Source organism: Oceanicola sp. D3 (assembly GCF_006351965.1).
GTDB lineage: Bacteria > Pseudomonadota > Alphaproteobacteria > Rhodobacterales > Rhodobacteraceae > Vannielia.
Genome location: NZ_CP040932.1, coordinates 2,421,731 through 2,447,939, shown reverse-complemented (window position 1 = coordinate 2,447,939; position 26,209 = coordinate 2,421,731). Strand labels below are relative to the sequence as shown.

The 26,209-nt window shown below is 62.7% G+C and carries 29 protein-coding genes; 15 read left to right on the top strand and 14 right to left on the bottom strand.

Going from position 1 to position 26,209, the window contains the following annotated elements; all coding sequences use genetic code 11:
• The first annotated feature begins 11 nt into the window (after positions 1 to 11).
• The 5 genes from FHY55_RS12415 to glpK all read left to right on the top strand — a co-directional run bounded on the left by FHY55_RS12415 (position 12) and on the right by glpK (position 4,615).
• A complete protein-coding gene (locus FHY55_RS12415) occupies positions 12 to 320 on the top strand; it encodes a hypothetical protein (protein ID WP_140014494.1) in 309 nt (102 codons plus the stop codon).
• The gene (locus FHY55_RS12410) at positions 320 to 592 is read left to right on the top strand and encodes a DUF2160 domain-containing protein (protein WP_140014493.1); all 273 of its coding nucleotides are present in this window, start codon (positions 320 to 322) and stop codon (positions 590 to 592) included. The genes FHY55_RS12415 and FHY55_RS12410 overlap by 1 nt, the downstream gene beginning before the upstream one ends.
• Positions 593 to 651: 59 nt before the next feature.
• Positions 652 to 2,388, top strand: coding sequence for an ABC transporter substrate-binding protein (locus FHY55_RS12405; RefSeq protein ID WP_140014492.1), 1,737 nt, complete (start codon positions 652 to 654; stop codon positions 2,386 to 2,388).
• A gap of 120 nt (positions 2,389 to 2,508) precedes the next feature.
• Positions 2,509 to 2,994: a hypothetical protein gene (locus FHY55_RS12400; RefSeq protein WP_140014491.1), complete on the top strand. Its 486-nt coding sequence runs from the start codon at positions 2,509 to 2,511 to the stop codon at positions 2,992 to 2,994.
• A gap of 133 nt (positions 2,995 to 3,127) precedes the next feature.
• Entirely contained in the window at positions 3,128 to 4,615 is a 1,488-nt protein-coding gene (gene glpK / locus FHY55_RS12395) for a glycerol kinase GlpK (protein WP_140014490.1), read from the top strand.
• A gap of 92 nt (positions 4,616 to 4,707) precedes the next feature.
• On the opposite strand, the gene FHY55_RS12390 is transcribed toward glpK, so the two are convergent.
• The gene (locus tag FHY55_RS12390; RefSeq protein WP_371706929.1) at positions 4,708 to 5,004 is read right to left on the bottom strand and encodes a MarR family winged helix-turn-helix transcriptional regulator; all 297 of its coding nucleotides are present in this window, start codon (positions 5,002 to 5,004) and stop codon (positions 4,708 to 4,710) included.
• Between the two features lie 469 nt (positions 5,005 to 5,473).
• Between FHY55_RS12390 and FHY55_RS20540 the strand changes: the two genes are divergently transcribed.
• Positions 5,474 to 5,935 (top strand): PaaI family thioesterase, encoded by a 462-nt coding sequence (locus FHY55_RS20540; RefSeq protein WP_168222995.1) that lies wholly within the window; start codon positions 5,474 to 5,476, stop codon positions 5,933 to 5,935.
• A 38-nt stretch (positions 5,936 to 5,973) separates the two neighbouring features.
• Here the strand turns inward: FHY55_RS20540 and FHY55_RS12380 are convergent, their stop codons facing one another.
• Complete coding sequence (locus tag FHY55_RS12380; RefSeq protein ID WP_140014487.1) at positions 5,974 to 6,789, bottom strand: response regulator; 816 nt, start codon at positions 6,787 to 6,789, stop codon at positions 5,974 to 5,976.
• Positions 6,790 to 6,945: 156 nt separating this feature from the next.
• Between FHY55_RS12380 and FHY55_RS12375 the strand changes: the two genes are divergently transcribed.
• Genes FHY55_RS12375 through FHY55_RS12360 form a run of 4 tightly spaced genes read left to right on the top strand, consistent with a single transcriptional unit; the run spans position 6,946 to position 11,267 of the window.
• Positions 6,946 to 7,137: a NepR family anti-sigma factor gene (locus FHY55_RS12375; protein ID WP_140014486.1), complete on the top strand. Its 192-nt coding sequence runs from the start codon at positions 6,946 to 6,948 to the stop codon at positions 7,135 to 7,137.
• Positions 7,134 to 7,712, top strand: a complete 579-nt coding sequence (locus FHY55_RS12370; protein ID WP_140014485.1) for an RNA polymerase sigma factor — start codon at positions 7,134 to 7,136, stop codon at positions 7,710 to 7,712. The genes FHY55_RS12375 and FHY55_RS12370 overlap by 4 nt, the downstream gene beginning before the upstream one ends.
• 16 nt (positions 7,713 to 7,728) lie before the next feature.
• The gene (locus FHY55_RS12365; RefSeq protein WP_140014484.1) at positions 7,729 to 9,582 is read left to right on the top strand and encodes a sensor histidine kinase; all 1,854 of its coding nucleotides are present in this window, start codon (positions 7,729 to 7,731) and stop codon (positions 9,580 to 9,582) included.
• Positions 9,579 to 11,267 (top strand): phospholipase D-like domain-containing protein, encoded by a 1,689-nt coding sequence (locus tag FHY55_RS12360; protein ID WP_140014483.1) that lies wholly within the window; start codon positions 9,579 to 9,581, stop codon positions 11,265 to 11,267. The genes FHY55_RS12365 and FHY55_RS12360 overlap by 4 nt, the downstream gene beginning before the upstream one ends.
• Before the next feature lie 11 nt (positions 11,268 to 11,278).
• On the opposite strand, the gene FHY55_RS12355 is transcribed toward FHY55_RS12360, so the two are convergent.
• The 3 genes from FHY55_RS12355 to FHY55_RS12345 form a co-directional block, all read right to left on the bottom strand.
• Entirely contained in the window at positions 11,279 to 12,391 is a 1,113-nt protein-coding gene (locus FHY55_RS12355) for an AI-2E family transporter (protein WP_140014482.1), read from the bottom strand.
• A gap of 143 nt (positions 12,392 to 12,534) precedes the next feature.
• Positions 12,535 to 13,701 (bottom strand): PRC-barrel domain-containing protein, encoded by a 1,167-nt coding sequence (locus tag FHY55_RS12350; RefSeq protein ID WP_140014481.1) that lies wholly within the window; start codon positions 13,699 to 13,701, stop codon positions 12,535 to 12,537.
• Between the two features lie 253 nt (positions 13,702 to 13,954).
• Positions 13,955 to 14,125, bottom strand: coding sequence for a DUF1328 domain-containing protein (locus FHY55_RS12345; RefSeq protein ID WP_140014480.1), 171 nt, complete (start codon positions 14,123 to 14,125; stop codon positions 13,955 to 13,957).
• Between the two features lie 177 nt (positions 14,126 to 14,302).
• On the opposite strand from FHY55_RS12345, the gene FHY55_RS12340 reads away from it, so the two are divergent.
• From FHY55_RS12340 to FHY55_RS12330, 3 genes are read left to right on the top strand one after another with little or no spacing between them, the layout of a single operon-like run.
• Positions 14,303 to 14,635: a YqjD family protein gene (locus FHY55_RS12340; protein WP_140014479.1), complete on the top strand. Its 333-nt coding sequence runs from the start codon at positions 14,303 to 14,305 to the stop codon at positions 14,633 to 14,635.
• A gap of 19 nt (positions 14,636 to 14,654) precedes the next feature.
• Positions 14,655 to 14,966 carry a hypothetical protein gene (locus FHY55_RS12335; RefSeq protein WP_140014478.1) on the top strand — a complete coding sequence of 104 codons (312 nt, stop codon included), beginning with the start codon at positions 14,655 to 14,657 and terminating at the stop codon, positions 14,964 to 14,966.
• Between the two features lie 3 nt (positions 14,967 to 14,969).
• Complete coding sequence (locus FHY55_RS12330) at positions 14,970 to 15,698, top strand: Crp/Fnr family transcriptional regulator (RefSeq protein ID WP_140014477.1); 729 nt, start codon at positions 14,970 to 14,972, stop codon at positions 15,696 to 15,698.
• A 6-nt stretch (positions 15,699 to 15,704) separates the two neighbouring features.
• Here FHY55_RS12330 and FHY55_RS12325 read toward each other — a convergent pair whose 3' ends face one another.
• The 3 genes from FHY55_RS12325 to FHY55_RS12315 are packed head-to-tail and all read right to left on the bottom strand — an operon-like array spanning position 15,705 to position 18,496.
• Positions 15,705 to 15,896 (bottom strand): DUF2783 domain-containing protein, encoded by a 192-nt coding sequence (locus FHY55_RS12325; RefSeq protein WP_140014476.1) that lies wholly within the window; start codon positions 15,894 to 15,896, stop codon positions 15,705 to 15,707.
• A 4-nt stretch (positions 15,897 to 15,900) separates the two neighbouring features.
• Entirely contained in the window at positions 15,901 to 17,523 is a 1,623-nt protein-coding gene (locus tag FHY55_RS12320) for an FAD-dependent oxidoreductase (protein ID WP_140014475.1), read from the bottom strand.
• 22 nt (positions 17,524 to 17,545) lie between these two features.
• Positions 17,546 to 18,496, bottom strand: a complete 951-nt coding sequence (locus tag FHY55_RS12315; protein ID WP_140014474.1) for an MBL fold metallo-hydrolase — start codon at positions 18,494 to 18,496, stop codon at positions 17,546 to 17,548.
• A gap of 118 nt (positions 18,497 to 18,614) precedes the next feature.
• On the opposite strand from FHY55_RS12315, the gene FHY55_RS12310 reads away from it, so the two are divergent.
• Complete coding sequence (locus FHY55_RS12310; RefSeq protein ID WP_140014473.1) at positions 18,615 to 19,175, top strand: DUF2585 domain-containing protein; 561 nt, start codon at positions 18,615 to 18,617, stop codon at positions 19,173 to 19,175.
• Here the strand turns inward: FHY55_RS12310 and fahA are convergent.
• Together fahA and hmgA are read right to left on the bottom strand one after the other, a co-directional pair.
• Complete coding sequence (gene fahA / locus FHY55_RS12305; protein WP_140014472.1) at positions 19,172 to 20,428, bottom strand: fumarylacetoacetase; 1,257 nt, start codon at positions 20,426 to 20,428, stop codon at positions 19,172 to 19,174. The two genes, FHY55_RS12310 and fahA, sit on opposite strands and share 4 nt — an antisense overlap.
• A 41-nt stretch (positions 20,429 to 20,469) precedes the next feature.
• Entirely contained in the window at positions 20,470 to 21,825 is a 1,356-nt protein-coding gene (gene hmgA, locus FHY55_RS12300) for a homogentisate 1,2-dioxygenase (RefSeq protein WP_140014471.1), read from the bottom strand.
• 66 nt (positions 21,826 to 21,891) lie between these two features.
• Between hmgA and FHY55_RS12295 the strand changes: the two genes are divergently transcribed.
• Positions 21,892 to 22,314, top strand: coding sequence for a MarR family winged helix-turn-helix transcriptional regulator (locus FHY55_RS12295; protein ID WP_140014470.1), 423 nt, complete (start codon positions 21,892 to 21,894; stop codon positions 22,312 to 22,314).
• Positions 22,315 to 22,332: 18 nt separating this feature from the next.
• Here FHY55_RS12295 and FHY55_RS12290 read toward each other — a convergent pair whose 3' ends face one another.
• The 4 genes from FHY55_RS12290 to FHY55_RS12275 are packed head-to-tail and all read right to left on the bottom strand — an operon-like array spanning position 22,333 to position 26,158.
• Positions 22,333 to 23,718, bottom strand: a complete 1,386-nt coding sequence (locus FHY55_RS12290; RefSeq protein ID WP_140014469.1) for a 3-hydroxyacyl-CoA dehydrogenase NAD-binding domain-containing protein — start codon at positions 23,716 to 23,718, stop codon at positions 22,333 to 22,335.
• The gene (locus tag FHY55_RS12285) at positions 23,709 to 24,056 is read right to left on the bottom strand and encodes a hypothetical protein (protein ID WP_140014468.1); all 348 of its coding nucleotides are present in this window, start codon (positions 24,054 to 24,056) and stop codon (positions 23,709 to 23,711) included. Before FHY55_RS12285 ends, FHY55_RS12290 begins: the two co-directional genes overlap by 10 nt.
• A 32-nt stretch (positions 24,057 to 24,088) precedes the next feature.
• A complete protein-coding gene (locus FHY55_RS12280; RefSeq protein WP_140014467.1) occupies positions 24,089 to 24,997 on the bottom strand; it encodes a 3-keto-5-aminohexanoate cleavage protein in 909 nt (302 codons plus the stop codon).
• A gap of 51 nt (positions 24,998 to 25,048) precedes the next feature.
• Positions 25,049 to 26,158, bottom strand: coding sequence for a zinc ABC transporter substrate-binding protein (locus FHY55_RS12275; RefSeq protein WP_140014466.1), 1,110 nt, complete (start codon positions 26,156 to 26,158; stop codon positions 25,049 to 25,051).
• Positions 26,159 to 26,209: the final 51 nt, after the last annotated feature.

Genomic DNA, 26,209 nt, shown 5'->3' with positions numbered 1-26,209 from the left:
TGGAGAGTGAAATGATTAACTATGTTGACGACATCGCAATTACGACGGTCCTGACCGTGATCAGTCTTACCGGTTTGTGGTTGGCGATGGGCCGACTCGGCAGTGATCATCCGAGGCTTGTTGTTGCCTGTTTTGGCTTTGCCTTAGTCGTGCCCTCCATCGTGATTCTGACAATGTACGGCCACATACCGAAAGAAAGCTCTTACGCATTGTTCGGAACATTGGTGGGCTTTGTTGGCGGGCTGTTTGCAGAAACTTCAAAAGTTTCTGGCGTCTCGGAAACCAGTAAAAAAGCTGCTGAAAGCGAGGGTTCCAACTAATGGACTGGATGGCATGGACATGGCCCACCGCCATATTCTTCCTCGTGATCGCCAGCCTGCTGGTCACCTTCACCATTCTGGCGATCAAGTACCCCGAGACGCCTCGCAAGGGCGTGCTCCAGATCGAAACCACAAGGGGCGACCGCCTCTTCATCACCCTTCTCGGCTCGGCCTTCATCAACCTGGCCTGGCTCGGATTGACCGGCATCGCCCAACCTTGGGCGCTGGTCCTCTGCCTGATCTATGCCGCAGCGGTGTTCCGCTGGGTGTAGCGCAGGAATAACGGCCGCAGCCAATGCGGCGCTTCATAACCCAACAGGGAGGAGAAAACATGAAGCTCAATCTCAGATCCACCACCGCCTTTACCGGCGGGCTCGCGGTGGCCCTTAGCCTTGCCGTGCCGGCCTTTGCCGGTATGGACGAGGCGCGGGAGTTCCTCGATGCCGAAATCGGCGATCTTTCGACGCTGAGCCGCGAAGATCAGGAAGCCGAGATGCAGTGGTTCGTCGATGCCGCGCAACCGTTCGCTGGCATGGACATCAAGGTGGTCTCCGAAACCATCACCACCCACGAGTACGAGGCCCAGGTGCTGGCCCCGGCCTTCACCGCCATAACTGGCATCCAGATCACCCACGACCTCATCGGCGAGGGCGACGTGGTCGAAAAGCTGCAAACCCAGATGCAGTCGGGCGAGAACGTCTATGATGCCTACATCAACGACTCCGACCTGATCGGCACCCACTGGCGCTATCAGCAGGCCCACAACCTGACCGACTGGATGGCAGGCGAGGGGGCAGACGTCACCAACCCCGGCCTCGACCTTGAAGACTTCATCGGCCTGTCGTTCACAACCGGCCCCGATGGCAAGGTCTACCAACTGCCCGACCAGCAGTTCGCCAACCTCTACTGGTTCCGCTACGACTGGTTCAACGACGAGAAGACCAAGGCCGACTTCAAGGAAGCCTACGGCTACGACCTCGGCGTGCCGGTCAACTGGTCGGCCTATGAAGACATCGCCGAGTTCTTCACCGGGCGTGACATGTCTTACGCCGGCGGCCCCTCCGAGGGCGTCTATGGCAACATGGACTACGGCAAGAAAGACCCGTCCCTCGGCTGGCGCTACACCGACGCGTGGATGTCCATGGCTGGCATGGGCGACAAGGGCGAGCCCAACGGCCTGCCGGTCGACGAGTGGGGCATTCGTGTGAACGAAAACTCCCAGCCCGTCGGCTCCTGCACCGCCCGTGGCGGCGCAACCAACGGCCCCGCTGCGGTTTACGCCGTGACCAAGGCCATCGAGTGGCTGGAGAAGTATTCTCCCCCCGCCGCGGCTGGCATGACCTTCGGCGAGGCTGGCCCGGTGCCTGCGCAGGGCTCCATCGCCCAGCAGATGTTCTGGTACACTGCCTTCACCGCCGACATGGTGGGTGACGGGGCTGATGCGGTGCTCAACGAGGATGGCACGCCCAAGTGGCGCATGGCCCCCTCGCCGCATGGCGCCTACTGGGAAGAGGGCACCAAGATCGGCTACCAGGACGCCGGCAGCTGGACGCTGCTCAAGTCCACCCCGATCGACCGTGCCAAGGCGGCCTGGCTCTATGCCCAGTTCGTCACCTCCAAGACCGTGGACGTGAAGAAAAGCCACGTTGGCCTGACCTTCATCCGCGAGAGCACGATCCAGGACGAGAGCTTCACCGAGCGCGCCCCCAAGCTGGGCGGTCTGGTCGAGTTCTACCGCTCCCCGGCCCGTGTTCAGTGGTCGCCCACCGGCACCAACGTGCCGGACTACCCCAAGCTGGCACAGCTCTGGTGGCAGAACATCGGCGATGCGATGTCGGGTGCCAAATCCCCTCAGGAAGCGCTGGACTCGCTCTGCGCCGATCAGGAGCGGGTGCTGGAGCGGCTTGAGCGCGCAGGTGTTCAGGGCGATCTCGGCCCGGTCATGAACGAAGAGAAAGACCCGCAGGAGTGGCTCTCGATGGAGGGCGCGCCCAAGGCCAAGCTCGACAACGAGGATCCCACCCCGGAGACCATCAGCTACGATGAGCTGATCGCCTCCTGGAACTGATTTTCCTCCTCAAGCCGGGGCTGCCCTTACCGGGTGGCCCCGGCAACTTATTCTTTGACAGGCTAGCCATGCGTCCGTCACCCTGCGCCAATCCCTTGAGTGCCCCGACGGAGCCGTGCCATGCCGCCAGCCCCACCGCCCAGAAATGTTTTCCTGAAACGCGCCGCCGTCGTGGTGGTGGCCGTGGTGCTGCTGATGATCGTCCTCGGCCCCTTCGTCGGCCGCACCCGCCCGCCAAGCGAGGACATGGCAGCAGAGATGCTGCACGCCTTCGACGGGCAGGCGCTGGCCGCCATGGCCCCCACCGGCGAGATCGTGACCATGCAGGTAGAGCCGGGGCTGGAGCCCTACACCATGCTCTGCCACCGTTTCGAGCGCCCGTGGCGCGGGCTGATGGGCACCGCACAAAAGACCACACCCGATGCCTTCAACTGTGTGCTGCGGGTGGCGGTGGAGGGCGGGCTGCTGCACCGCATGATCCTTCAGGCCATCGCCCTGCCCGAAAGCCCGCCACCCGAGGCGTTGGAAGAGGCCGGTGCAGCCTGGCTCGGCGGCTTCGTTCTGGTCCCGCTGGACGCCCGCGCCCTTGGCCGCGCTTTCCCCTGAGCGGGCAGGGCGGCTCATCGGCCCTTGCAGCCCACCTCGCAGCTGAACTCAGGCGGCACCACCGCCAAGGAGCGGCCCCGGTGACGCCGCCTCAATCCCGCGCTAAACCATCCAAACCAAGGGAGGACATGACATGACCTACATTCTCGCCATCGACCAGGGCACCACGTCCTCCCGCGCAATCCTCTTCGATGAGGCGCTGAAGCCCGCCGCCACCGCGCAGGAGGAGTTCACCCAACACTTCCCGGCATCCGGCTGGGTCGAGCATGAGGCCGCCGACCTGTGGACGACGACAGCGGCCACCTGCCGCGCCGCGATTGAAAAAGCCGGGGCCTCCAGCGGTGACATCGCCGCCATCGGCATCACCAACCAGCGCGAAACCACCGTGGTGTGGGATCGTGCAACCGGCAAGGCGATCCACAATGCCATCGTTTGGCAAGATCGTCGCACCGCCGATTTCTGCCGTGACCTTAAGGAGAAGGGCCATGAAGAGGCGGTCACAGAGGCCACCGGCCTGCTGCTTGATCCCTACTTCTCCGGCACCAAACTGCGCTGGATTCTCGACAGTGTCGAAGGCGCGCGCGCCAAGGCCGAGGCGGGCGAGCTGGCCTTCGGCACCGTGGACTCTTGGATCATTTGGCACCTCACCGGCGGCACATCCCACGTCACCGACGCCACCAACGCCGCCCGCACCATGCTCTACGACATCCGCCGCGGCGCTTGGTCCGAAGATATGTGCACCCTGCTCGATATCCCCATGTCGATGCTCCCCGAGGTGAAAGACAGCGCCGCCGACTTCGGCATGACCCGCCCCGATCTTTTCGGCGGGCGCGAGATCCCCATTCTCGGCGTCGCGGGCGATCAGCAGGCCGCCACCGTGGGCCAAGCCTGCTTTGAGCCGGGCATGATGAAATCCACCTATGGCACCGGCTGCTTTGCCCTGCTCAACACCGGCAGCGAGCCGGTGAAATCCGAAAACCGCCTGCTCACCACCATCGCCTACCAACTCGACGGCAAGCCGACCTATGCGCTCGAAGGCTCCATCTTCGTCGCCGGGGCGGTGGTGCAATGGCTGCGCGATGGCCTCAAGCTGATCCGCGAAGCGGGTGAAACCCAGCCGCTGGCCGAAACCGCCGACACGGGGCAGGGGGTGGTGATGGTGCCCGCCTTCACCGGCCTCGGTGCGCCCTATTGGGATGCCGACTGTCGCGGTGCCGTCTTTGGCCTCACCCGCAACACCGGCCCCGCCGAGTTTGCCCGCGCCGCGCTCGAAAGCGTTGGCTATCAAACTCGCGATCTGCTGGAGGCCATGAAGGCCGACTGGAGCAGCGGCAGCGAAACGGCGCTCCGCGTAGACGGCGGCATGAGCGCCTCCGATTGGGCGATGCAGTTCCTCTCCGATATCATCGGCGCACCGGTAGACCGCCCCAAGGTGCTGGAGACCACGGCTATGGGCGCGGCTTGGCTCGCTGGCCAGCGCGCCGGGGTCTACCCCGACAAGGCCGGCTTTGCCGAAACCTGGGCACTGGATCGTAGCTTTTCGCCCAAAATGGATGATGCTGCGCGGGAAGAGAAATACGCGCGCTGGAAGCGCGCGGTGAACGCCACACTCGGCTTCTGAGCGGTGGGTTAACTCCTCGCCTCTATGTCAAATGACATGTGCATAGGTTGTGCATCACTTGTGCACAGGATGTTGCCCTTTGCTTTTTGGGGTTAACGCCCCGCCAGCTGGTCCAGCCCGTCCCGCATCTCATGGGCCGTTATCCGCTCCAGATCCGCCTCGATCCGCGCATGGGTTTCCCGCCAGATCGGCACCGCCTGTTTAAGCAGCGCGCGGCCGTCTGCCGTAAGCAGTAACCGCTTGGCGCGCTTATCTTTTTCGTCCGGCTCCTGCCGCATCAACCCGCGCCGCTCCAGCACCTTCACCGAGGCCGTCAGGGTTGTGCGATCCATGCCGAGTTGCCCGGTCAGATCCGTCAGCCGGGGCGGGGCAGGGCGGTTGAGGCTCATCAACAGGCTAAACTGCCCATTGGTCAGGTTAAGTGGCCGAAAAACCTCATCAAATACCCGCGCCAACTGCCGCGCCGCCCGCTGCGCACGCAGGCAAAGGCAAGCAGATCCAACCTCATGGGTCACGTCTAGGGGGAGGTTCGGGTCCATGGTGTCCTTATGTTGATATCAACCAGAAAGCCTGTCAATCGTTCCCCGAAATGCGTCAGGAGCAGGCTGATTGCAATGGCTTACGTTCAGGGGTTCGCCCGACAAGCCCCAGGAAAACAAGGCGCAATGCACAGAAATGGCCGGGGCGCAGACCAAGTTGAAAAGGCGCTACAGCGTGGCGTGGTATGTCGGAGCCTTGCTTTCTCGGCTGATGCTGGCCCCGCGCGGCAGAGCCGACAGGGCGTTAACCAGACCTTTGCATTTGTATGTAAAGCTATCCGCATTGACGCCGGTTGCGGCGCGGGGCAGCGTGCCGGGCATGTCAGACCAATCCCAAAGCCTGCCGCCGCCCGATGGATACGCCCCGCTCACCACGCTCTGTGCGGTGGACGAGGCGATGGGCCCGTGGTTTCTGCGCGAAAACAGTGATGGCTCGCGCACCGTGGGCTTTCGGGTTGAGCCGAAGCACCTCAACGTCAACGGCGTCTGCCATGGCGGCGTAACAGCGACCTTTGCCGATATCCTCGCGCGGGTCTTCAACGAAACCTACAGCGGCAGGCCCGGCGCGGCCCCGCTGGTTGGCAAGATGGCAACGATCACGCTGGATATCGACTATCTCGGCCCCGGCCAGCCCGGCGCATGGATCGAGGCCACGCCAGAGGTGGTGAAACGCACCGGTAAGATGTTGTTTACCCAAGCCCTCATCACCGACGGCGAGGTGCCGGTGGCGCGCTGCAAGGCGATCTACCGTCTGTTCCAACAAAAAGGCGGGACCGACTGAACGCCGGACCCGCCTTCTTCGAGGGAACTGGAATGGCCTCAGGCGACGAGCGTCACCGTGGAGGCAAAGAACATGGCCTGGCTCACCGCAAGGCGCACCTGCTCTTCAGTGTAGGGCTTGGTGATGAGGAACACCGGCTCGGGCTTTTCGCCCGTCAGCAGCCGTTCGGGGAAGGCGGTGATGAAGATCACAGGCATCTCGCCGAACTCGCCCAGAATGTCGTTGACCGCATCAATGCCAGAGCTGTTATCGGCCAGCTGAATGTCGGCAAGGATCATGTCGGGGCGCTCTTGCTGCGCTAGCTGCACAGCGCCCTTGTGGGTGCGGGCAACGCCTGTCACCCGGTGGCCCATCTGGCCAACAACGGTTTCGAGATCCATGGCGATGATCGCCTCGTCCTCGATCACCATCACCTTGCCGCTGATCGACTTGGCCATCTCTTCCTGCGCCGTCGCCACCATCTCTTCGGCTTCTTCCTCGGTGCAATTGGTGATTTCACCGATCTGCGCATAGGAAAACTGCTCGATCGTGTAAAGCAGCAGCGCTTCTCGTGTGCCCGGCGTCAGCGGAGACATATGGCGGTTGGCCTGCGCGGCCAAAAAGCTGTCTCCCTCAGTGGCTTCCACCGGCGCGCCGGAGCTTGTCCAGATCGCGTGGAAGGCGGCAAAGAGCGCCACTCTGGGGCTGCGCGAGCGGTCACCCAGCTCGGGGTCGTCCAGCATGGCCTCAAGGGTGGCCGCTGCATAGGCGTCCCCCGATTTCTGGCTCCCGGTCAGCGCTCTGGAGTAGCGGCGCAGGTATGGAAGTTCCCGCGCGATGCCATCGGCAAAGCTTTCGGAAGGTGCACTATTCATGTTGCCTTACCCGTTTTTTTATTGGCGTTACGGAACCAAACGTGGGGGCGCGGCGTTTGGTTCCAAAATAATGTGCGCAGCAGGGAAAAAACTTTGGAACCATTTGGCGTGCCTAAGGGTTTTGACCGGGATGGCCGATAAATACGGGTGGGTCAGGTGACGCAGAAAGGCAAGAAGGTAGCGATGAAAGAGCAGCAAAAAGAGGCTGGAGACGGATTGCGTCGGCAGATCGACGAAAACTTGCGCCGGGTGTTTCAGGCGCAGGTCGAGGAAGATGTGCCAGACAGGTTCACGGATCTTATCAACCGCCTGCGTCAGCAGGATGGAGAAGGCGGTTCCAGCAAATGACAACAGCCGCAGCCGAAGTTCCACCGAGCGATCCGCGCGACGAGATCGTTAAGCATCTTCCTGCAATGCGCGCCTTTGCCATGAGCCTTGCCAGAAATTCTGCGCAGGCTGATGACTTGGTGCAAGACTCCGTGGTCAAGGCATGGAGCAACTTTGACAAGTTCAAACCGGGCACCAACCTTCGGGCCTGGCTTTTCACGATCCTGCGCAACACCTTTTATTCGGCACGCCGCAAGTCTGGCCGGGAAGTGGCTGATGTGGATGGGGTGATGGCGGGCAATCTTGCCTCTAAACCCGATCATGATGGCCGCCTTGCCCTCGCCGATTTTCAAACAGCCTTTGCGACCCTGCCCGATGAACAGCGCGAAACCCTGTGGCTCGTCGGCGCACTTGGTATGTCCTACGATGAGGCCGCCGTCACCTGCGGCTGCGCCGTGGGCACCGTCAAGAGCCGCGCCAACCGTGCCCGCGCCCGACTTGCCGAGATTTTGCACCTCAGCGATGAAGACGAGTTGGAACTGACAGATCAGAGCACAATGGCCGTCGTCGCGGCCAGCAACACCCCGCTCGGGTGAGCCTGGGGAGCAGGGTGTGAAAGGCATCACACAATCACTGGTTTTTCGCGTCGTCGTGATGCTCACCGTTGCACTCTTGCCGGTGGGCATCATCGCTTTGATGCAGACGGCCAACGTGTCGCGGCAGGCCAGCGAGTTGAACCGCTCGGCGCTGTATGGGCGCACGGTGGCGGATGTCGAAGACATGCGCGATCTGCTGCACGGGGGCTTTGCGTCAGCCCGGGTGATGGCCACTTCAGTTGTCGGCCTGCGCGATGATCCGGCAGCATGCTCCGACCTGATGCGCCAGCTTGTCGATCGCAGCGTTGTCTACTCACTCGCGATGTTCGTGGACGCTGAATACCAGAGCAACTGCAACTCCCGGGGTGAAACCTTCGATCTGACCGGCTCGACCTTTTCCGAGCGGATGGTCCGCGACCGGGTGCCCATGGCAGATCTGCTCTCGCCGGGCAGGGTGACCGGCGAAGAGGTGATGGTGCTGGGCTATCCGGTCTATCAGGATGGTGTCTTCCTCGGTTTCGTCTCCATCTCGATCATGGAAGGTGATCTGACCCAGCATACCGGTGCCGACACGCTGCCAGCTACGGAAGAGATGGTAGAAGAGCCAATAGATCTCCTAACCTTCACGGATGACGGGCAGGTTCTGCTGGCGCGCAGCGACGCAGACACGCTTAGCCGCGAACTGCCCACCGATGTCTCTCTCCAAGCCCTCGCTGGCGGCGGTGTAACGGCCTTCTCGGCCGAGAACGCGAATGGCGATACGCGGATTTACACGCTGGTCACGATCATTCCGGGCCTCGTCCACGCCATGGCGATCTGGGAAGATGCCACGCCGAGCGGGCTTAACTGGTATAGCGCCGCCGTCTTTCCGATGCTGATGTGGATCATCTCGCTGGGGGTTGCCTACATTGCCGTTCACCGGCTGGTTCTGGTCCATATCCGCCGCTTGCGGGCACGGATGATCCGCTTTGCGGCCGGCCATCGGAGCCTTGGGGGGCAAACCGGGCTTTCTGATCGAGCACCAACCGAACTGCGGGAGATGAACGAAACATTTTCCAGCATGGCCGAGACCATTTTGCGCGATGAAGCCGAGCTGGAGGACGGGCTAAACGAGAAAAACCTGTTGCTGCGCGAGGTGCATCACAGGGTCAAAAACAATCTCCAGCTCATCGCCTCTGTGATGAACATGGAAATCCGCAAGGCTGAGGGCGATGAGGCGCGCACCACGCTGCGGCGTATCCTCGACCGGGTTCTTGGCCTCGCAACCGTGCATTCCAGCCTCTACCAAACCTCCCGGCTCTCCATCGTGCATGCTGATCTGCTCCTCAACGCGATCCTGCGCCAAACCCTGTCTACTGCGCTTCCAAAGGAGGCCGGGGTGAGCCCGAAGATGGATATCGAAGGTTTGACGCTGGCTCCCGATCAGGCCGTGCCGGTGGCCCTTCTGACCACGGAAGCGGTGACCAATGCCACCAAGCATATGGGCCACCCCGACGGGCCCGGTACGGCGTGGCTGAAAATCACGCTTGAGGAGCTGGAGCCCGAGCACACGCCCGCCACCGGCGATGAAGATGAAGAGCCATCTGCTCGTGCACGGCTCACGGTTGTCAATTCTGTCGGCGAGCCGCTCAGCAGGGATTACACACCGCCCTCCAGCAACGGGCTCGGAAACCAGCTGATCCGCGCCTTCGCGGCGCAACTTGGCGGCAAGCTTTCGATTGACCCGGGCGAAGAGACCTTTGAGCTGTCGGTGACCTTCCCGATAGACGATCAGCCCGAGGGCACTCCGGTTGCCCCCGTCGCGCCGGGCGAGCGCACCGTTCCACCCAGCTCCGGGCTGGCTGAAGGCCCCAAAGGCGGCACGATATGACGCTGGCGGGCGATCACACGCCCGCACGGCAGGAGGAGCGCCGCACGCAGATGCTCGTCACCGCGCGTGAGGCCTATCCTGCCTTTGAGCGGGCCGTGCTGGCGGCGAGAGAGCGGATCAATCTCAGCTTCCGTATTTTCGATCTGCGCACGCCGCTTCATAGCGAAGAGGGCCGCGCTGTTGGCTCCAGCTGGGCCGACCTCTTGGCCCATGTGCTGCGGCGCGGGGTCAACATTCGCCTCGTGGTGACCGACTTCGATCCGGTTGGCGCGCCTGACCTCCACCGGGGCTCATGGCGGACCATGCGGCAATGCGCCGGTCTGCGAGAGATCGCGGGCGAAGATGGCACCGGCACGCTGGAGGCAATCGCCGCCCGTCATCCGGCGCGAATCGGCAAGGTGCCGGGCGCCGCGCTCTGGCCGATTGCGGCGTGGAAATTGCGGCAGGCGGTGCAAATGCTCAACGGCTTGCCGGGCGGTGAGCGTCGACGCTTTATCACCGAGGCGCCACGGCTGCGCCCCCATCTGAAGGAAGAGGGTGATACGGGCGATGTCATCCGCGCAAACTGGTGGCACGGCTTTCGCATGACGCCCGCAACCCATCACCAGAAGCTCGCGGTCATTGATGGCGAAGTTCTCTACATCGGCGGGCTCGATCTGGATGAGCGGCGCTGGGATACGCCCAAGCATGACCGCCCTGCGCGAAAGACCTGGCATGATATCCAGATGCTGCTCCACGATGCGCAGATCGCCGGTGTCGCTGAGCGTCATCTTGACAACTTTATCTCTCAAACAGCAGGCGAGGGGCCTGATCCCGAAGGGCAACATGCCGGCGGGCAACTCACCTCCGGCAACCTGCGTTTTCTGACAACCATGTCGACGCCCTCCCGCCTCGCGCCCTTCCGGTTCTCTCCCAAAAAGCTCTCCTCTGGCCTCTACGATGCGCATGTCGCCCGCGCTGAAGAGGCCAGAAATCTGATCTATCTCGAAACCCAGTTCTTTCGCGACCGCAAGCTGGCACGCCACCTTGCGCACCGCGCGCGGGAGAACCCGGATCTGAAGCTATTGCTCGTCCTGCCCGCAGCACCGGAAGAGGTTGCCTTTACAAGTGGCGGCACCGACGCCCGCTATGGCGAGTTTCTGCAATCCCGTTGCCTGCGCATCCTGCGCAAGGGCTTCGGCAAACGGTTTTTCGCTCTTTCCCCGGCGCAACGCCGCAAACCGGGCTCCGAGGCGGAAGAAGCCGGTAAAGAGGCTGTTGGCACAGCCGATGGGGCTGGGCGGGAGAACGGCGGTTTGGGGCGGGTCGCCCTGCGCGGTGCGCCGATGATCTATGTGCATGCGAAACTGTCGGTGTTTGACGATACGGCGAGCATTGTATCTTCCGCCAACCTCAATGGCCGTAGCCTGCGCTGGGATACGGAAGCGGGGCTGGAGTTTTCCGGCAGGGATGAGGTCAGCATGATCCGCGAGCGTGTCTTGGCTCATTGGTATCCAGAGGCTGACGGCGCGCACAGGGCAGAGATGCTCGATCCGGCGCGCGCCTTTGAGGCCTGGGTCAGCGCGGCGAAGCGCGATGCCGCGCGGCAGCCTGAAGACCGGGAAGGCTACCTGCTGCCGCATGATCTCCGCCCGGCCCTGCGCTTTGGACGCGCGGTGCCCGGCGTTCCCGAAGAAATGGTGTAAGGGCGGGCGGCTTACTCGTTCGCCGCTACCTTCTGCGCCGCCTCTTCATCAAGCGCCTGTCGCCGCTCTGCGGCCTCCCGCATTTCATCATCGGGTTTCATCAGGTCGGCGACCAGCAGGAGCCAGAGCAGAACCGGGATTGCCACAAACCCACCAAGTGGCCCCCAGATCCACAGGAAGAAGACCAGAGACAGGAAGATGAGCAGAGGGTTCATCTTTAGCGTCCGCCCCACCAGAGATGGGGTGACAAACTGCCCTTCGGTGACGTTCATGCAGAGGTAAACCCCCATCGGCACGACGGACATGATCCCGTCAAAGGCGACGATGCCACCAAGCAGAAGAACCGTCGCAAAAATCGCCGGGCCGAGGTAGGGCACAAAGTTTACCGCAAAGGCCGCCAGCCCCCAGAGGATAGGCGAGGCCATGCCCAGCATCACCATGGCCGCCGTGACGGCAAGGCCCAAGCAGGCGTTGATCAGCGTAATCGTGATGAAGTAACGCGATACCATGTGCTCTGCCGCAACCAGCGATGCTTTGTAGCGCTCTTGCGCTTCACGGTTGCGACCGCCAAGTGCCTTCGCGGCCCATGCGTAGATGCTGTCTCGCGTGAACAGGAAGAAGAACAGAACGCCGGTGAAGATCATCACCTGCGCGGCGATGGTGGGCGCAAGGGCAATTGCATCCATGGCCGAGGGGAGGGCGACCGAGCCTTCGCCTTCTCCGTTGTCCCCATTTTCGCCCTCAGGGTTGATCGCGTCCTTCACGTCCTCCGTCATCTCGTTGAGGCCGCGCAAGGCATCCTGAAACTGACGCAGGGTTTCCTGCAACTCGCTCCAGACCATTGGCAGCTTGTCGAGGGCCCGCCAGAGGACGGGTTCGAGCAACAGCGCCAGCATGGTGAGGGAAACAAGAGCGAAGGCCAGCACGGTGCCGGCAGCAGCGGCGCGTGGAAGGCCCAAACTCAAGAACACTCCGATCGCCGGAGAAAGGATGACCCCGGTGATGAGCGCCAGCACCGTAGGGGCCAGAAAATAGGCGCCGGCCTTCAGCGAGGCGGTCGTAAGGATCGCGGCGATGATGAACAGGGGGACGGATATCGAGCGGCTGGCGAGCACTTGGGGCATCTCCTCGGGGGCAAGGGCAGGAGGCGTGGGGGGGTGTTGGGGTGGAAACAAAAATCCCCCGAGACCGGTCGATCCGGCCCCGGGGGGCACTCGTCATTCAGCAGAAGCGCCCCCTAGCAGGAGGCGCTTCCATTGTGTTCAGGTCAACCGTCTTCGTACTCGGGGAAGCTTTTCAGCTGTTCCTCGGAGGTGTTGACGTAGGCGCGCAGATCATCGCCATCCGACTGCTTCTGCAGCGAAATGCCTTTGAAGCTGATCGCAACGGGCTTCTCGCCAATGCCGAGGAAACCGCCCACGTCGATCACCGCATCGGTGACGACACCATCGGACGAAATCAGGATCTCGGAGATCTCGCCAACGCGGTTGTCGTTCGGGTCGTAAACAGCCAGACCAGTCAACTCATCGGAAGACATTTCAGTGACCATCACTTCAGCGTAACCGTCACGGGTGAAGCCGGTCATGTCGCCGCTTTCGGAAGCATCAGCCATTTCGGCTTCGGCTTCGTTACCGGCAGCTTTCATAGTGTCGCCTGCCTCAGCCATTTCGGCTTCGGCTTCTTCGCCAGCAGCTTCCAAGGTTTCGCCTGCCTCAGCCATTTCGGCTTCGGCTTCTTCGCCAGCGGCTTCCATGGTGTCGCCCGCTTCAGCCATTTCGGCTTCAGCTTCCTCACCGGTCTGCTCCATGGCAGTTTCGGCTTCGGCCAGCTCTTCGGTCATGCCAGTGTCGGCGGCGTTGTCGCCAGCATCGGTCATTTCGACCTCTTCACCGGGGGTCTCTTCGAGCGGTTCAGCCACGGTGCCGTCTTCGGCGGCAGCTTGGTCCGTCTCAGCGGGTTCGCTAAACTCGAAGGCAGGTGCTTGATCAAGCGCTTCACGGCTGGACGACACGGTCACGAAATAGTCGCCCGGCGAGTCGCTGTCGGCCACAAGGTCGAGCGAGTCCATGGTCAGAGCCACGGGCTTTTCGCCGATGCCGAGGAAGCCGCCCACGTCAACGATGACGCCTTCGACTTCGCCGCTGCGGGCGAGGATCACGTCGCTGACTTCGCCGATGTCTTCCCACTCGGCCTCAGCTTCAGCAACACCTTCTTCGCCGTATTCCATCTCATCGGACATTGCGTAGACGCGCTTGCCGATAAAGTCGCTTGCCATCACGTCCTGCTGGTCTGCGGACTGGATGAAGCCACCGTCGGCCATCACTTCGGCGCCGGCTTCGGGCGCGGTTGTGTCTTCCGACGCCGTGGCGTCCTGCGCGAAGGCAGGCATGCACAGCGACGCGGTCAGCGCGGTTGTTGCAAGAATGCGTTTCATTTTAGTCTCTCCGGATTTCTGGTTTCAGAAATTGCGGCATTGCGCCGCTTGTGGAGAGAGAACCGGGGAATGTGATGTTTGTTCCTGAGATTTATGTTCTGCGGTGAAGGAACTAAATTGCATGTGGCGCGTTAGAGGCGCCTGTTTGGAATTGAACTATTCGGCGGTTATTCGCTGAGAGCCAATATTGGGGGCTGAAATAAAAAAGGGGCGCCAGCCGGGCGCCCCTTCTTTGTTGTCGTGTGCTGTGCGGTTACGGTGTGCGTCCGCGCATCGCCCGGGCAACCATGGCCACCACGAAGAGGATGAGGAACACGAAGAACAGCACCTGCGCGATACCAGCGCTGGCGCTGGCGATCCCGCCAAAGCCAAACAGTGCTGCGACGAGTGCGATAACGAGGAAGGTAAGAGCCCAACCAAGCATTTTTCTTTCCTTTCATTTCATCAATATTGCCGAAAGATCATTTCCGGCTCTTGCATCGACAACAGCGGTAGAGAGTGTCTGGTTCCGGAAATTGTTTTCACATCTTTCTCGGAACCATTCGTCCTTCGGTCGGTTGAATTGTCGAATGACACATCGGAAATACGAAGGAGACGTCACATGGCACAGGCCAAGACGACTGAAAACAGCAGCGCAACCAAAGCCGAAGACGAAGTGTCGGCGCAGATTGCGGCACTGAAATCCGACATCGCAAGCCTCACCAGCGCGGTGGCTGACCTCGGCCGCGCCAAGGGTTCGGAGTTTCAGGCCTACGCCAAGGGCAAAGCAAATGACGCACGGGCGAAGGCGCAGGAGGGTGCGGATTACATGAAGCACAATGCCGAATTCGCCTATGGCAAGGCCAATGACTTCGTGGTGGAGCGCCCTGCCACGGCGATCGGCATCGCGGCTGCCGTCGGATTCCTTGTGGGTCACATCTCGGCCCGTAAATAACATGCTGGCGCGTATTCAAATGAGCCTGGCGCATGCTGTGCGCCGGCTGGCTTTCTCGGCGGGCGCGAGCCTTTGCTTTCTGGTCGGCGCCGCCTTCCTGACCGTTGCAGGCTGGATTTATCTGGCCGAAACGACTTCGACGCAGACCGCCGCCCTCATCGTAGGCGCGGTCTGGTTCGCGGTTGGCTTCATTTTGCTTGGCTTGTCCCGCGTTAAGCCTGTGCATGCCGTGGCCCCCCCGCCTGCCGCCGCTGCTCCGGGTCCGCTCGGGTTGGCCGAGGCCTTCCTGTTTGGCTTGCAGGCCGGGCGGGGCACGTCGAAGGGCGGGTAAGCCATGGCGACGGACTGCGAACATTGCCCGCTGCGCAAGAAGCCCATCTTCAAACAGCTGTCTGCGCGTGAGCTTCGGTTCATGTCCGATTTCAAATCGGGCGAGCTCACGGTTGAGCCGGGCACACCCATCCTCATGGAAGGCTCCAACAGCCCCCAGCTCTATACCGCCCTGCGTGGCAAGGGTCTGCGCTACAAACTGTTGGAAAACGGTGATCGGCAGGTGGTGAACTTTGTCTTCCCCGGTGACTTCCTCGGGCTGCAAGCCGCCATCATGGGTGAAATGGGCCATTCGGTTGAGGCGACCACGGCGATGACGCTTTGCGTGTTTGACCGCAATGCGCTGTGGGACTTTTTCCGCTCGCACCCCGAGCGCGCCTTTGATGTCACCTGGATCGCCGCAGAAGAAGAGCACTTTTTGGGCGAGGCCCTGCTCAGTGTGGGCCAGCGCAATGCCGTAGAAGCGATTGCCTGGGCCTTGGTGAAGCTGCACCAGCGCGGCGAGGCCCTTGGCATCACCCGCAATGGAGAGATGGCACTGCTCTATCGCCAGCAGGATCTGGCGGATGCGCTTGGCCTGTCGCTCGTGCACACCAACAAGAGCCTTGCCAAGTTGAGAGACAGGCAGCTTGCCACCTGGCGCAATGGTCGGCTTGCCTTGCACGATCTGGACAAGCTCCGCGAGATGGCGGGGATGGAAAAAGAAGAAACGCGCGTTCGCCCGCTGATGTAGGCGGTGTTAGCGCCCGGCGGCGAGCGCTGCCGAAATCGCTTCGCTCAGAACAGCGCGCTCGCCGATGTGATTGGACAGAACCAAGATCAGCCGGGCGTTAAGCGCCGCGCTTGCGTCTTCCGACAGACCTTCATGAGCTTGCAGCAACTCGGCGTAAAAGCCGTCTGGATCGGGGATGTTGGGCTCTGTGTTCAGCATCGAGTCACTCCATTGCCAAGGCGCGGTGAAGGGCAAGCGACACCGCCGCTGGGTCGGGCGAGGCCCAGCGGGCGGCGACGTGTTGGTCTGGCCGGATGAGGTACACGGCCTCTTTGGCCCTTCCAAGGTAACGCTCTGCCAAGCAGCCCGTTGGGTCATCTTCCCGGCTGATGGAAAGGCGCGCCACCTGCGCGGGCAGGTCGCCGGGCAAGTCCGGGCCGGTGCCGTTTATCGCGAGCAGCGTGAAGCCGCCGCCCAGTTGAGGCAGTAGAAACCCGTCGCGGAGGGGCGCATCGGGGCAGGGCGCGCCGGGGCGTGTGCGCTCGGGGCCGCCCGGCAGGGCATCTGGGCTGTTGAGCGGGCCATCGTCATAGGTGCAGGGCAACGAGAGGCGGCCCGAGTTAACCAGCGGACGGGCAAAAGCGTGGTGCTCCGCAAGGTCTAGCACGGCGTTGCGGAACATGTGGCTAACCGGTGATTTCGGCGTGATGAAATCGGTGGAGCGGGTGGAGTTGAGGATGTTTTCATCCGCGCCATACCGGCGTTCGGCGCAGTAGCTGTCGAGCAGGGCTTCGGGTGCTTCACCGCGCAGCACCATGCCCAGCTTCCAGCCGAGGTTATCAACGTCTTGCATGCCGGAATTGGCACCACGCGCACCGAAGGGGCTGACTTGGTGCGCGGAGTCCCCTGCAAAGAGCACGCGACCGTGGCGAAACTTCTGCATCCGGCGGCACTGGAAGGTGTAGATCGACGTCCAGACGATATCATAGGCCACATCCGGGCTGAGCATGGCGTCGAGGCGGCGGCGCACGTTCTCTTCTTTCAACTCTTCCTTGCGGTCCACATCCCAGCCGATCTGGAAGTCCACGCGCCATTCGCCATCGGGCTGTTTGTGCAGCAGGGTGGAAGCACCCGCCCCGTGCGAAGGCTCGAAGGAAAACCAGCGCTCGGTGGGGAAGGGGGCCTGCATGGTGATGTCGGCAATGAGGAAACTGTCCTGAAACACCCGGCCCTCAAAGTCGAGCCCCATCATCTTGCGGGTTGGTGAGCCCGCTCCATCGCAGGCGACCACATAGTCGGCCTCGATCTGATAGGGGCCTTCGGGGGTGGCGATATCCAGCGTGACGTGGCTGTCATGAGGGGTGATCCCCTCCAGCCGGTTTCTGCCCCGCAGGTCGATCTGCGCACCGTCAGCGTTGGCCTCACGCACTCGCTCCACGAGGAAGCGCTCGAAGTAGGGTTGCTGAAGGTTGATGAAGGCCGGAAACTTGTGGCCTTCCTCGGGCAGGAGGTTGAACTCAAACACCTTTCGGTCTTCGTGGAACACCTTGCCGAGATTCCAGACCACGCCTTTTTCCAGCGCCTTCTCCCCCAGCCCGTAACGATCTGCGATTTCAAGCGACCGTTTGGAAAAGCAAATGGCGCGGGAGCCTTGGCCAACGCCCTCGTGATCATCAAGCAGCACCACCGGCAAGCCCTGAAGCCCGAGGTCCAGCGCCGTTGCCACGCCGATCGGTCCGCCGCCAATGACGACCACCGGATGGCGTACCGGTGCGGGGGCATCCTGATCGGCGGAGCGCGCGTAGGGATAAAGCTTGAAGGCAAGCTGGTAGCGATCTTGGATCATCGGGTTTCCTCCCCTCGGGCCGTCAGCCTTGCAGCGCGGCCCACATTTCCTTGTCGCGCTCGGCGGTCCAGATGCGCGGCGTGTCGATGCCTTGGGCCTCGTCAAAGGCGCGGGCGACGTTGAAGGGCAGGCAGTGTTCGTAGATCGCGTAATCCGCAAACTTGGGGTCGCAGGCGGCGCGGATAGCGTCCCACGCCTCCTTCAAGGTGCCGCCGCGCGCGGCGACCTTGGCCGCCGGAGCGTAGGTGGAGGCGACGAAATCGCGGGTGTTCTCGATGGCGGCGTTGACCATCTTGGAGCCGATGAGCGCGTCGCCCCGGCCCGGTGCGATGGCGTCAAGGTCGAAGGCCTTGATGGCGTCCAGTGTCTTGCCCCAGTCGGCGAAGTGGCCGTCGCCGCAGTAGCAGGCGGAGTGATATTCAACGATGTCGCCGGTGAACATGACGTTCTGGTCGGGCACGTGGATGACGATATCTCCCGCCGTGTGGGCGCGGCCAAGCTGCATGAGGTCGACGCGGCGGTTGCCGAGGAAAACGCTCATCTTGCCGGTGAAGGTCGTGGTGGGCCATGTCAGGCCGGGGATGCTCTCGTGCCCTTCAAAGAGGCGTGGGAAGCGGTCGAACTCGCTATCCCAATCCTCCTGCCCGCGCTCTGCCACCATGGCGCGGGCGGTATCGGACATGATGATCTGCTCGGCCCCGAAGGCAGATGCGCCCAGCACGCGAACGGCGTGGTAATGGGTGAGCACCACGTGGCTGATCGGCTTGTCGGTGACGCTTCGGACGCAGTCGATCACCTTGTTCGCCAGCCGGGGTGTGGCCTGCGCCTCGACGATCATCACGCTGTCATCGCCAATGATGACGCCCGAGTTCGGGTCTCCCTCGGCGGTGAAGGCATAGAGGCCCTCGCCAACTTCGGTGAAGCTGATCTTCTTTTCGGTCATGTCTCCGGCAGAGGCGAAGGCTTTTGCCATGGTGCGTTTCCTTTGTCGTCTTGCCGGAGATTTCGTGCCTCCGGCGGGGATATTTTCAGCAAGAAAATGAGGTGGTTGGGCGATGGACCGTTGCGGCGAGATGTGCTTTGCTCGGGTCATGAAACGAGTGCATTACGGGTATTGGGTGGCGCTGGCCGTCACGGTGGCCATGGCGGCGGTGCTGCTGTGGTGGGGGCGCGAGCCGATTTGCAAATGCGGCTATGTGAAGTTTTGGCATGGCGCGGTGGTCTCGAGCGAGAATTCGCAGCATATCACCGACTGGTACACGCCGAGCCATATCATCCACGGACTGCTGTTTTACGGGTTGCTCTGGCTGGTGGCGTGGAAGTTGCCGTTGGGCTGGCGCTTTGCGATTGCCACGGCGATCGAGGCGGGCTGGGAGCTTTTGGAGAACACCGACAAGGTGATCGAGCATTACCGCAGCGTGACGATCTCGCTCGATTACTACGGCGACTCGGTGCTGAACTCGGTTAGCGACATTGCGGCTATGTGGCTGGGCTTCCTGCTGGCCCGCAAGCTGCCGGTTTGGGCCAGCGTTTTGCTGGCGCTGGCGTTTGAGGCCTTCACCACATGGATGATCCGCGACGGGCTGGCGCTGAACGTGCTCATGCTGCTCTACCCGTTCGAAGCGGTGAAGGCCTGGCAGGGGGCGGGTTAGGGCCACTTGACGGCCCCGAGGATTTTGCCGGTGCAGGTGCCAAACCCGATGCGATAGCCGTCGCCCTCGGCATGGCCTTCCAGCGTGAGCGTGTCGCCGTCTTCGATGAAGGTGCGGGTTTCGCCCGTGTCCAGCGTCAAAGGCTCCTTGCCGCCCCATGTGACTTCCAGAAGCGAGCCGTAGCTGGATTTGTCAGCCCCGGAGATGGTGCCGGAGCCGAGCAGGTCACCCGCCGTCATGGCGCAGCCAGAGGTACTGTGATGCGCCAGTTGCTGGGCGGCGGAGTAGTACATCTCGTTGTAGTTGGTGTTGGAGAAGGTTGTGGCCGATGCCGCGCCTTCAGGTTGGATCGCCGCCGAAAGCTTGATGTCGAAAAGGCCGGGACGCGGCTCTTCGAGGTAGGGCAGAAGGGGCCTTTCGCGCTCCGGGGTGGAACAGCGGAAAGGCTCCAGCGCGGCGGTTGTCACGATCCAGGGGCTGATCGAGGTGGCGAAGGCCTTGGCCTGAAACGGGCCGAGGGGTTGATATTCCCATGCCTGCACATCGCGGGCGGACCAGTCGTTGAGCAACACGTAGCCGAAGATCATCTGCTCCGCCTCCGCCACGCTCACAGGCTGGCCCATCTCGGAGGAGGTGCCCACGATGGCGCCCATTTCCAGCTCGATGTCGAGCCGCTTGCAGGGGCCGAAGCTTGGCATCTCGGCGTCCGGCGCTTTGGTCTGGCCGTTGGGCCGGTGGATCGGCGTGCCGGAGACGACCACGGTGGAGGCGCGGCCGTTGTAGCCGATGGGGATATGCAACCAATTGGGCGGCAATGCATTTTCTGCTCCGCGGAACATGGTGCCAACGTTGGTGGCGTGCTGCTTGCCGGCGTAGAAATCGGTGTATTCCGAAACGAGGAAAGGCATGTGCAGCTCGGCCTCCTCCATCGGCACGAGCAGGGGCTGCACCACGCTGGCCTTGGGGGAGCCATCTGCCAGCAGCTCGGTGAGGGTGCTGCGCAGCTCGCCCCAGGCCTGCGGGCCAAGTTCCATCACCTCGTTCCAGAAGGGCACGTCGAACACGGGCACATCGGCCAGCGTAACCAGGCCAGCCTCCTCGGCAGCGGCCATGTCGAGGATCATGTCGCCTATGGCCACGCCGCAGCGCGGGTCTTCCTCACCGGTGGAGAAAACGCCGTAGGGCAGGTTGTTGAGGGGGAAGGGGTGGCCTTCGGCGTTGGCCGAAGCGACCCAGGATTTGATCAGGGGCATTGCGTTTCCTTGCTGCATGGTGAGTTGGCACCCACCCTACGTCATTTCTTTCCGGGGGTTCCGTCGAACTTCTTTTCCAGCGTTTCCCAGCAGTCGATGTAGTTGTCCTGCAGCGGTGCCTCATTGGCAGCGAAGCTTGTGAGGTGCTGGGGGAAGCGGGTTTCGAACATGAAGCTCATAGTGTTGTCGAGCTTGTGCGGTTTCAGCTCGGCGTTGGAGGCACCCTCGAAGGCGTCACGGTCCGGCCCGTGGGGGAGCATCATGTTGTGCAGGCTCATCCCGCCGGGGACGAAGCCCTGTGGTTTGGCATCATACTGGCCGTAGATGTTGCCCATCAGTTCGGACATGATGTTTTTGTGATACCACGGCGGGCGGAAGGTATTTTCGGCCACCATCCAGCGCTCGCGAAAGAGGACGAAGTCGATATTCGCGGTGCCGGGCACGCCCGAGGGGGCTGTGAGGACGGTGAAGATTGACGGGTCGGGGTGATCGAAGAGGATCGCGCCGACGGGGCAGTAGGTGCTGAGGTCGTATTTGTAAGGCGCGTAGTTGCCGTGCCATGCGACAACGTCGAGCGGGCTTTGGGCGATTTTTGTTTCATGAAACTGGCCGCACCATTTGATGGTGAGGGTGGAGGGCACTTCACGGTCTTCATACGCCGCGACGGGGGCCTTGAAATCGCGCGGGTTGGCGAGGCAGTTGGCGCCGATGGGGCCGCGGCCGGGCAGCTCGAACTTCTGTCCGTAATTCTCGCAAACGAAGCCGCGCGCGGGGCCTTCGAGCACTTCGACACGGTAGACGAGGCCGCGTGGGATGATTGCGATCTCTTGCGGTGCAAGGTCGATGATGCCGAGCTCGGTGGCGAAACGTAGTTTGCCCTCTTGCGGAACGACCAGCAACTCACTGTCGGCGCTGTAGAAATACGCATCTTCCATGGAGGCGGTGACGAGGTAGATGTGGCTCGCCATGCCGACCTGGGTGTTCACGTCGCCTGCCGTGGTCATCGTGCGCATGCCGGTCAGCCAGGTAAGGGGCTGGTCGGAATGAGGCACCGGATCCCAACGGTACTGGCCGAGGGAGGTGACATTGTCGACCACGTTGGGGGCGGAGACCCAGTAGGGCAGGTCGATCCGCTCGTAGCGGTGGGAGTGCTTCACCGAGGGCCTGATCCGGTAAGTCCATGTGCGCTCGGGCGGATCTGCGGTGAAGGCGGTGCCGGAGAGCTGCTCGCCGTAGAGGCCGTAGTTACACTTTTGCGGGCTGTTCATGCCTTGGGGAAGCGCGCCGGGGAGGGCCTCGGTTTCGAAGTCATTGGCGAAACCGGGCATGTAGCCGGGGGTGGTGCCGATGTGGCTCGGGGCCTGGGTGAGGCCTGCGGGCTTCGATTGATCGTTCATGGCGCGTCCTCCTGTGGGGGTGTGATAATAGTTGAAAATGTAACTAACAAGGGGCATCACAGGAGAATGAGCTTTGATCTGACAGACTTCCTCCCCTATCTGCTGAACCAGGCCGCCGAGGCTGCGAGCCTTGATTTTCAACGGGAATACAAGGCCCGCTACGGGATGCTGCGCACCGAATGGCGGGTGCTCTTTCACCTCGGACGCTATGGCGACATGAGCGCGCGCGACATCGTGGAGCGGGCGATGATTCACAAGACGAAGGTGAGTCGCGCCGTGGCGGCGCTGGAAGAGCGGCGGTTTTTGACCCGGCGTGAGGTGGAAGAGGATCGGCGGCGGGAGGTGCTCTCGTTGACGGCTCAGGGGCGCGAGGCGTTTACGGAGTTGACCAGCTTGGCGGAGGCGCATGATGCGGCGCTGCTGGAAGGGGTCTCGGCGGAGGATGCGGCGGTGGTCCGGCGGGTGCTGCGGCAGGTTGCCGGGCTGTAGGGCAGGAGTTGGTTCGCTCTACTGTTGGCGGCTGTGCGCCTTCGCGTATTTGGAAAGCTTTTCAGCCACTTCCGGCGCGGGCGGGGCGGAGCGGCGGGTTTCCATATCGATATGCAGCAGGAGCTGGGTGCAGGAGGCAGAGAGCGTTTCGCCTACATACATCTCGTGGTGCATGCGCAGCTTCTTGCCCTCGGCCATGAGGATCGTTGTGCGCACCTCGCAGGCCGCGCCAGCATGCACCTCGGCCAGATATTTAATGTGATTGTCGACGGTAAACCAGCTTGCCCCCTGCGAACCGGGGCTGTCGGGGCCCATGCCGATGGCCACGAGGATCGTATCGCCCGCGTCTGACCAGAGCTGGCCATAGCGGCTTTCGTTCATGTGGCCGTTGTAATCCGTCCAGTCCACAGGGATCGTCCGGCGCAGCGTTACCAGAGGCTCGGGGCCGGGAGGCGGCGGCGGGGGCGTTAGCGATTTATCGTGGGTGTTCAGCACCTTGCCTGCCGCGCTGCCCTGTTGCTTGAGGGCGCGGAGAAGGGCGACAAGGTTGTTGTCACGCTGGGTGGTGAGCTCTGCGGTGGTGAGGTGGCCTGATTGCGCATCGGATTGCGTGGCGATCTTTTGCACCAGCGCGTCATCGAGGTCTGGCACGTCGGTCAGATGGCTCCAGGGCCATTTCAGCGCCGGGCCGAATTGGGCGAGGAATTGGGCAAAGCCGCCGTCACCGCCAGCGAGGCGGTAGGTTTCGAACAGGCCCATCTGTGCCCAACGCGGGCCGAAACCCATGCGGATGGCTTCGTCGATCTGCTCGGTGGTGGCCACGCCGTCTTTGACCAGCCAGAGCGCCTCGCGCCAGACAGATTCCAGCAGGCGGTCTGCGATGTGGCCGTCGATTTCTGATGCAATCTCAAGTGGATACATGCCGATTCTGTGGAGCGTTGCGGCGGCTTTGGCGGTGTTTTGGCCGACGAGTTCGACCAGTGGGAGCAGATAGACCGGGTTGAAGGGATGGGCCACGATAATGCGCCCCTTCCCACCATTCAGGGCGGTGGGGGTGAAGCCGGAGGTGGAGGAGGCGCAGACCGCATTTTGCGGTGCGTTCTTTAGCGCTTCGGCCCAGATTTCATGTTTGAGATCAAGGCGTTCCGGCGCGCTCTCTTGCACCCAATCCGCGCCTTCGACGGCCTTCGCAAGCGGTGCCATCACAAGGCTGCCCTCGGGCGGCAGGGCGACCTCGCTGAGCATTGGCAGGCTGCGGCGGGCGGCTTCGAGCGTGGCGGTCAGCCGGGCCTCGGCTCCGGGGGCCGGGTCGTGGACGGCCACGTCCCAGCCTGCCAGCAAAAACCGTGCCGCCCATCCGGCACCGATAGCACCGGCGCCGAGGATTGCGGCCTTCAGCGGCATCGCACCCGCTCGACCATGTAGCCCTCATCCCACCAGAACAGGTGGTCGTCCGCAGAGAGCATGAGCAGCACATCGCGCTCGTAACTTTCACCCTCGCCCATGCAACTCATCGTCACCGACCAGGCGGAGCCGGAAGGATGCGGCTCGGCCACAACGATATCGCAGCCATTCTCGTAACCGGCAAACTCTGTGTCGGCGAGATAGATCGGCGCCTCGGGCACTTCGCCTTGCGTATTGGCGCACCAGGCCGGATCGGCAGCCCAGAACCCGGCCCAGGGCGGAATTTCTGCCGCGGCGGGCGTGGCGAGACAGGCAAGGGCGATGCAAAGGCGCTTCATGGGTAATATCTCCGAAACAGTTTAAATTGGGTTTAAATGGGTGGTCGCTTCACCAGACCGAGACTATCGCGCATCTCTTGCGCCGTCATCACCCGCGCACCGAGGCTTTCAACAATGGTCACGGCGCGCTCCACCAGCTGGGCGTTGGTGGCGAGTTCTCCACGGGAAATCATGAGGTTATCTTCCAGCCCTACACGGGCATGGCCGCCTGCAAGCACCGCAGCGGCCACATAGGGCATTTGATCGCGGCCCAGCGAGAAGGCCGAAAACGTCCACCCATTGGGGATGCCCGCGAGCATGGCGTTGAGGGTGGCCAGATCATTCGGGGCGCCCCAAGGCACGCCCATGCAGAGTTGCACCAGCGCGGGGGAGGCTATGACGCCCTCGTCGACCAACTGGCGGGCGAGCCAGAGGTGGCCAGTGTCGAAGGCCTCAATCTCGGGTTTCACGCCGAAGGCCATCATGGCGCGGGCCATGGTGCGGAGCATGCCGGGCGTGTTGGCCATGACATAATCGTTCTCGGCGAAGTTCATGGTGCCGCAATCCAGCGTGCAGATCTCGGGCAGGCAATCGGCCACATGGGCGACGCGCTCTTCGGCGGAGAGGACGACGGATTGTTGTGAAATCGGAAGGGGTTGCGAGGGCGGGCCAAAGAAAAGGTCTCCCCCGAAACCGCAGGTGAGGTTGATCACAAGGTCGGGTTCGAGGTCGCGGATGCGCTCCACGGTTTCGCGGAAGAGGGCGAGATCGTGGGAGGGCGCGCCGGTTTCGGGGTCGCGCACGTGGACGTGGACGCAGGCGGCCCCGGCGAGCGCCGCATTGCGGGCCGCCTCCGCAATTTGCTTTGGCGAGCGGGGGACGTGGGGGGAGCGGTCTTGCGTGCCACCCGCGCCGGTGAGGGCGCAGGTGATGAAGACCTCGCGGGACATGGTGAGCGGCATCGGCTGGTCCTCCCTTGGAGGAAGGTTAGGGCCGATGCCGCCGTGGCGCAATCACTTCAGGCAGGCGGCGTAAGTTGCTGCGATCTCTTGCAGAAGCGTGCTGTAGTGGTCCGGGCCGGGGGCAATGTCGCGGCCGAGCGGATCGAGCCCATGGGCGGTGAGGGCGGTGCCCTCGGTGAGGGTGGCGACGGTGGCGGAAGAGGTATCTGGCTCGGTGATGAGGCAGGTTATGCCCTCTTCGGCGGCGAGGCGAACCTCTTCCATCGCGCGGGGGCCGGCTGCATTGCCGTCGACGCCCGAGAGGGCGTGGGCGGGTGCGAGGTGAAAGCGGCTTTCGAAGTAGGCGAAGGCGCGGTGGGTGGCGAGGTATTCGCGGCCCTCATAGGGGGCGAGGGTGGCGGCTATCTCGGTGGTTTGCGCGGCGAGCTGCTCAGCGGCGCGGGTGGCGTTGGCGCTGTAAGCCTCTGCGTTTTCAGGGTCTTTCTCGGAGAGGGCCTTGGCGATCAGCGGCAGCCATGCTTGCGCATTGACCGGGTCGAGCCAGACGTGCGGGTCTTCGGGGCCGTGATCGTGCCCGTCATGCGCGCCTTCGGCGTGGTCTTCGTGGTCGTCATGGGCCTCGTGATTGTGCTCGGCGTGGTTCTCATGGTCGTGGTCGTCATGGGCCTCGTGATCGTGCTCGGCGTGATCCTCATGGTTGTGGTCGTCATGGGCCTCGTGATCGTGGTCGTCATGGGCCTCATGGTCATGCTCGGCGTGATCCTCATGATCGTGGTCGTCATGCGCCTCATGCTCTTCCTCGCCGTTATGGAGGTGGGCTTCGGCATTGGCGCTGTCGATGATGAGCGTTTCTGGCTGCTCCATCAGAGCGATGATGCGGGCGTTTTCGCCAAGGGTTTCGAAGGGCTTCTCAAGGCCGGGCGACATGGCGGGGCCGACCCAGAAGATCAGGTCGGCCTCTTGGGCGGCACCAGCTTGGGACGGGCGCAGGGAGAGGTCGTGGCCTGAGGTGGCGCGGTCCAGCAGGAGGGTGGGGGTGCCGACACCGTCCATCACCTGAGCGACGAGGGAGTGGACCGGCGGGAGGTCGACCAGCACCTTGGGTTCGGCAAGGGCGGGGGTGACGGCGAGGAGGGCGAGGAGGGATGGGGAAAGGCGCATTAGAGTCTCCGATGTGAGTCGGAGAGGGTGTAAAAGTGATGTTATAACATT

Coding starts and splice junctions, on each gene's coding strand:
- FHY55_RS12415 (WP_140014494.1), top strand. CDS start 12: ATGATTAACTATGTTGACGACATCGCAATTACGACGGTCCTGACCGTG.
- FHY55_RS12410 (WP_140014493.1), top strand. CDS start 320: ATGGACTGGATGGCATGGACATGGCCCACCGCCATATTCTTCCTCGTG.
- FHY55_RS12405 (WP_140014492.1), top strand. CDS start 652: ATGAAGCTCAATCTCAGATCCACCACCGCCTTTACCGGCGGGCTCGCG.
- FHY55_RS12400 (WP_140014491.1), top strand. CDS start 2,509: ATGCCGCCAGCCCCACCGCCCAGAAATGTTTTCCTGAAACGCGCCGCC.
- glpK (WP_140014490.1), top strand. CDS start 3,128: ATGACCTACATTCTCGCCATCGACCAGGGCACCACGTCCTCCCGCGCA.
- FHY55_RS12390 (WP_371706929.1), bottom strand. CDS start 5,004: ATGAGCCTCAACCGCCCTGCCCCGCCCCGGCTGACGGATCTGACCGGG.
- FHY55_RS20540 (WP_168222995.1), top strand. CDS start 5,474: ATGTCAGACCAATCCCAAAGCCTGCCGCCGCCCGATGGATACGCCCCG.
- FHY55_RS12380 (WP_140014487.1), bottom strand. CDS start 6,789: ATGAATAGTGCACCTTCCGAAAGCTTTGCCGATGGCATCGCGCGGGAA.
- FHY55_RS12370 (WP_140014485.1), top strand. CDS start 7,134: ATGACAACAGCCGCAGCCGAAGTTCCACCGAGCGATCCGCGCGACGAG.
- FHY55_RS12360 (WP_140014483.1), top strand. CDS start 9,579: ATGACGCTGGCGGGCGATCACACGCCCGCACGGCAGGAGGAGCGCCGC.
- FHY55_RS12355 (WP_140014482.1), bottom strand. CDS start 12,391: ATGCCCCAAGTGCTCGCCAGCCGCTCGATATCCGTCCCCCTGTTCATC.
- FHY55_RS12350 (WP_140014481.1), bottom strand. CDS start 13,701: ATGAAACGCATTCTTGCAACAACCGCGCTGACCGCGTCGCTGTGCATG.
- FHY55_RS12345 (WP_140014480.1), bottom strand. CDS start 14,125: ATGCTTGGTTGGGCTCTTACCTTCCTCGTTATCGCACTCGTCGCAGCA.
- FHY55_RS12340 (WP_140014479.1), top strand. CDS start 14,303: ATGGCACAGGCCAAGACGACTGAAAACAGCAGCGCAACCAAAGCCGAA.
- FHY55_RS12335 (WP_140014478.1), top strand. CDS start 14,655: ATGAGCCTGGCGCATGCTGTGCGCCGGCTGGCTTTCTCGGCGGGCGCG.
- FHY55_RS12330 (WP_140014477.1), top strand. CDS start 14,970: ATGGCGACGGACTGCGAACATTGCCCGCTGCGCAAGAAGCCCATCTTC.
- FHY55_RS12325 (WP_140014476.1), bottom strand. CDS start 15,896: ATGCTGAACACAGAGCCCAACATCCCCGATCCAGACGGCTTTTACGCC.
- FHY55_RS12320 (WP_140014475.1), bottom strand. CDS start 17,523: ATGATCCAAGATCGCTACCAGCTTGCCTTCAAGCTTTATCCCTACGCG.
- FHY55_RS12315 (WP_140014474.1), bottom strand. CDS start 18,496: ATGGCAAAAGCCTTCGCCTCTGCCGGAGACATGACCGAAAAGAAGATC.
- FHY55_RS12310 (WP_140014473.1), top strand. CDS start 18,615: ATGAAACGAGTGCATTACGGGTATTGGGTGGCGCTGGCCGTCACGGTG.
- fahA (WP_140014472.1), bottom strand. CDS start 20,428: ATGCCCCTGATCAAATCCTGGGTCGCTTCGGCCAACGCCGAAGGCCAC.
- hmgA (WP_140014471.1), bottom strand. CDS start 21,825: ATGAACGATCAATCGAAGCCCGCAGGCCTCACCCAGGCCCCGAGCCAC.
- FHY55_RS12295 (WP_140014470.1), top strand. CDS start 21,892: ATGAGCTTTGATCTGACAGACTTCCTCCCCTATCTGCTGAACCAGGCC.
- FHY55_RS12290 (WP_140014469.1), bottom strand. CDS start 23,718: ATGCCGCTGAAGGCCGCAATCCTCGGCGCCGGTGCTATCGGTGCCGGA.
- FHY55_RS12285 (WP_140014468.1), bottom strand. CDS start 24,056: ATGAAGCGCCTTTGCATCGCCCTTGCCTGTCTCGCCACGCCCGCCGCG.
- FHY55_RS12280 (WP_140014467.1), bottom strand. CDS start 24,997: ATGCCGCTCACCATGTCCCGCGAGGTCTTCATCACCTGCGCCCTCACC.
- FHY55_RS12275 (WP_140014466.1), bottom strand. CDS start 26,158: ATGCGCCTTTCCCCATCCCTCCTCGCCCTCCTCGCCGTCACCCCCGCC.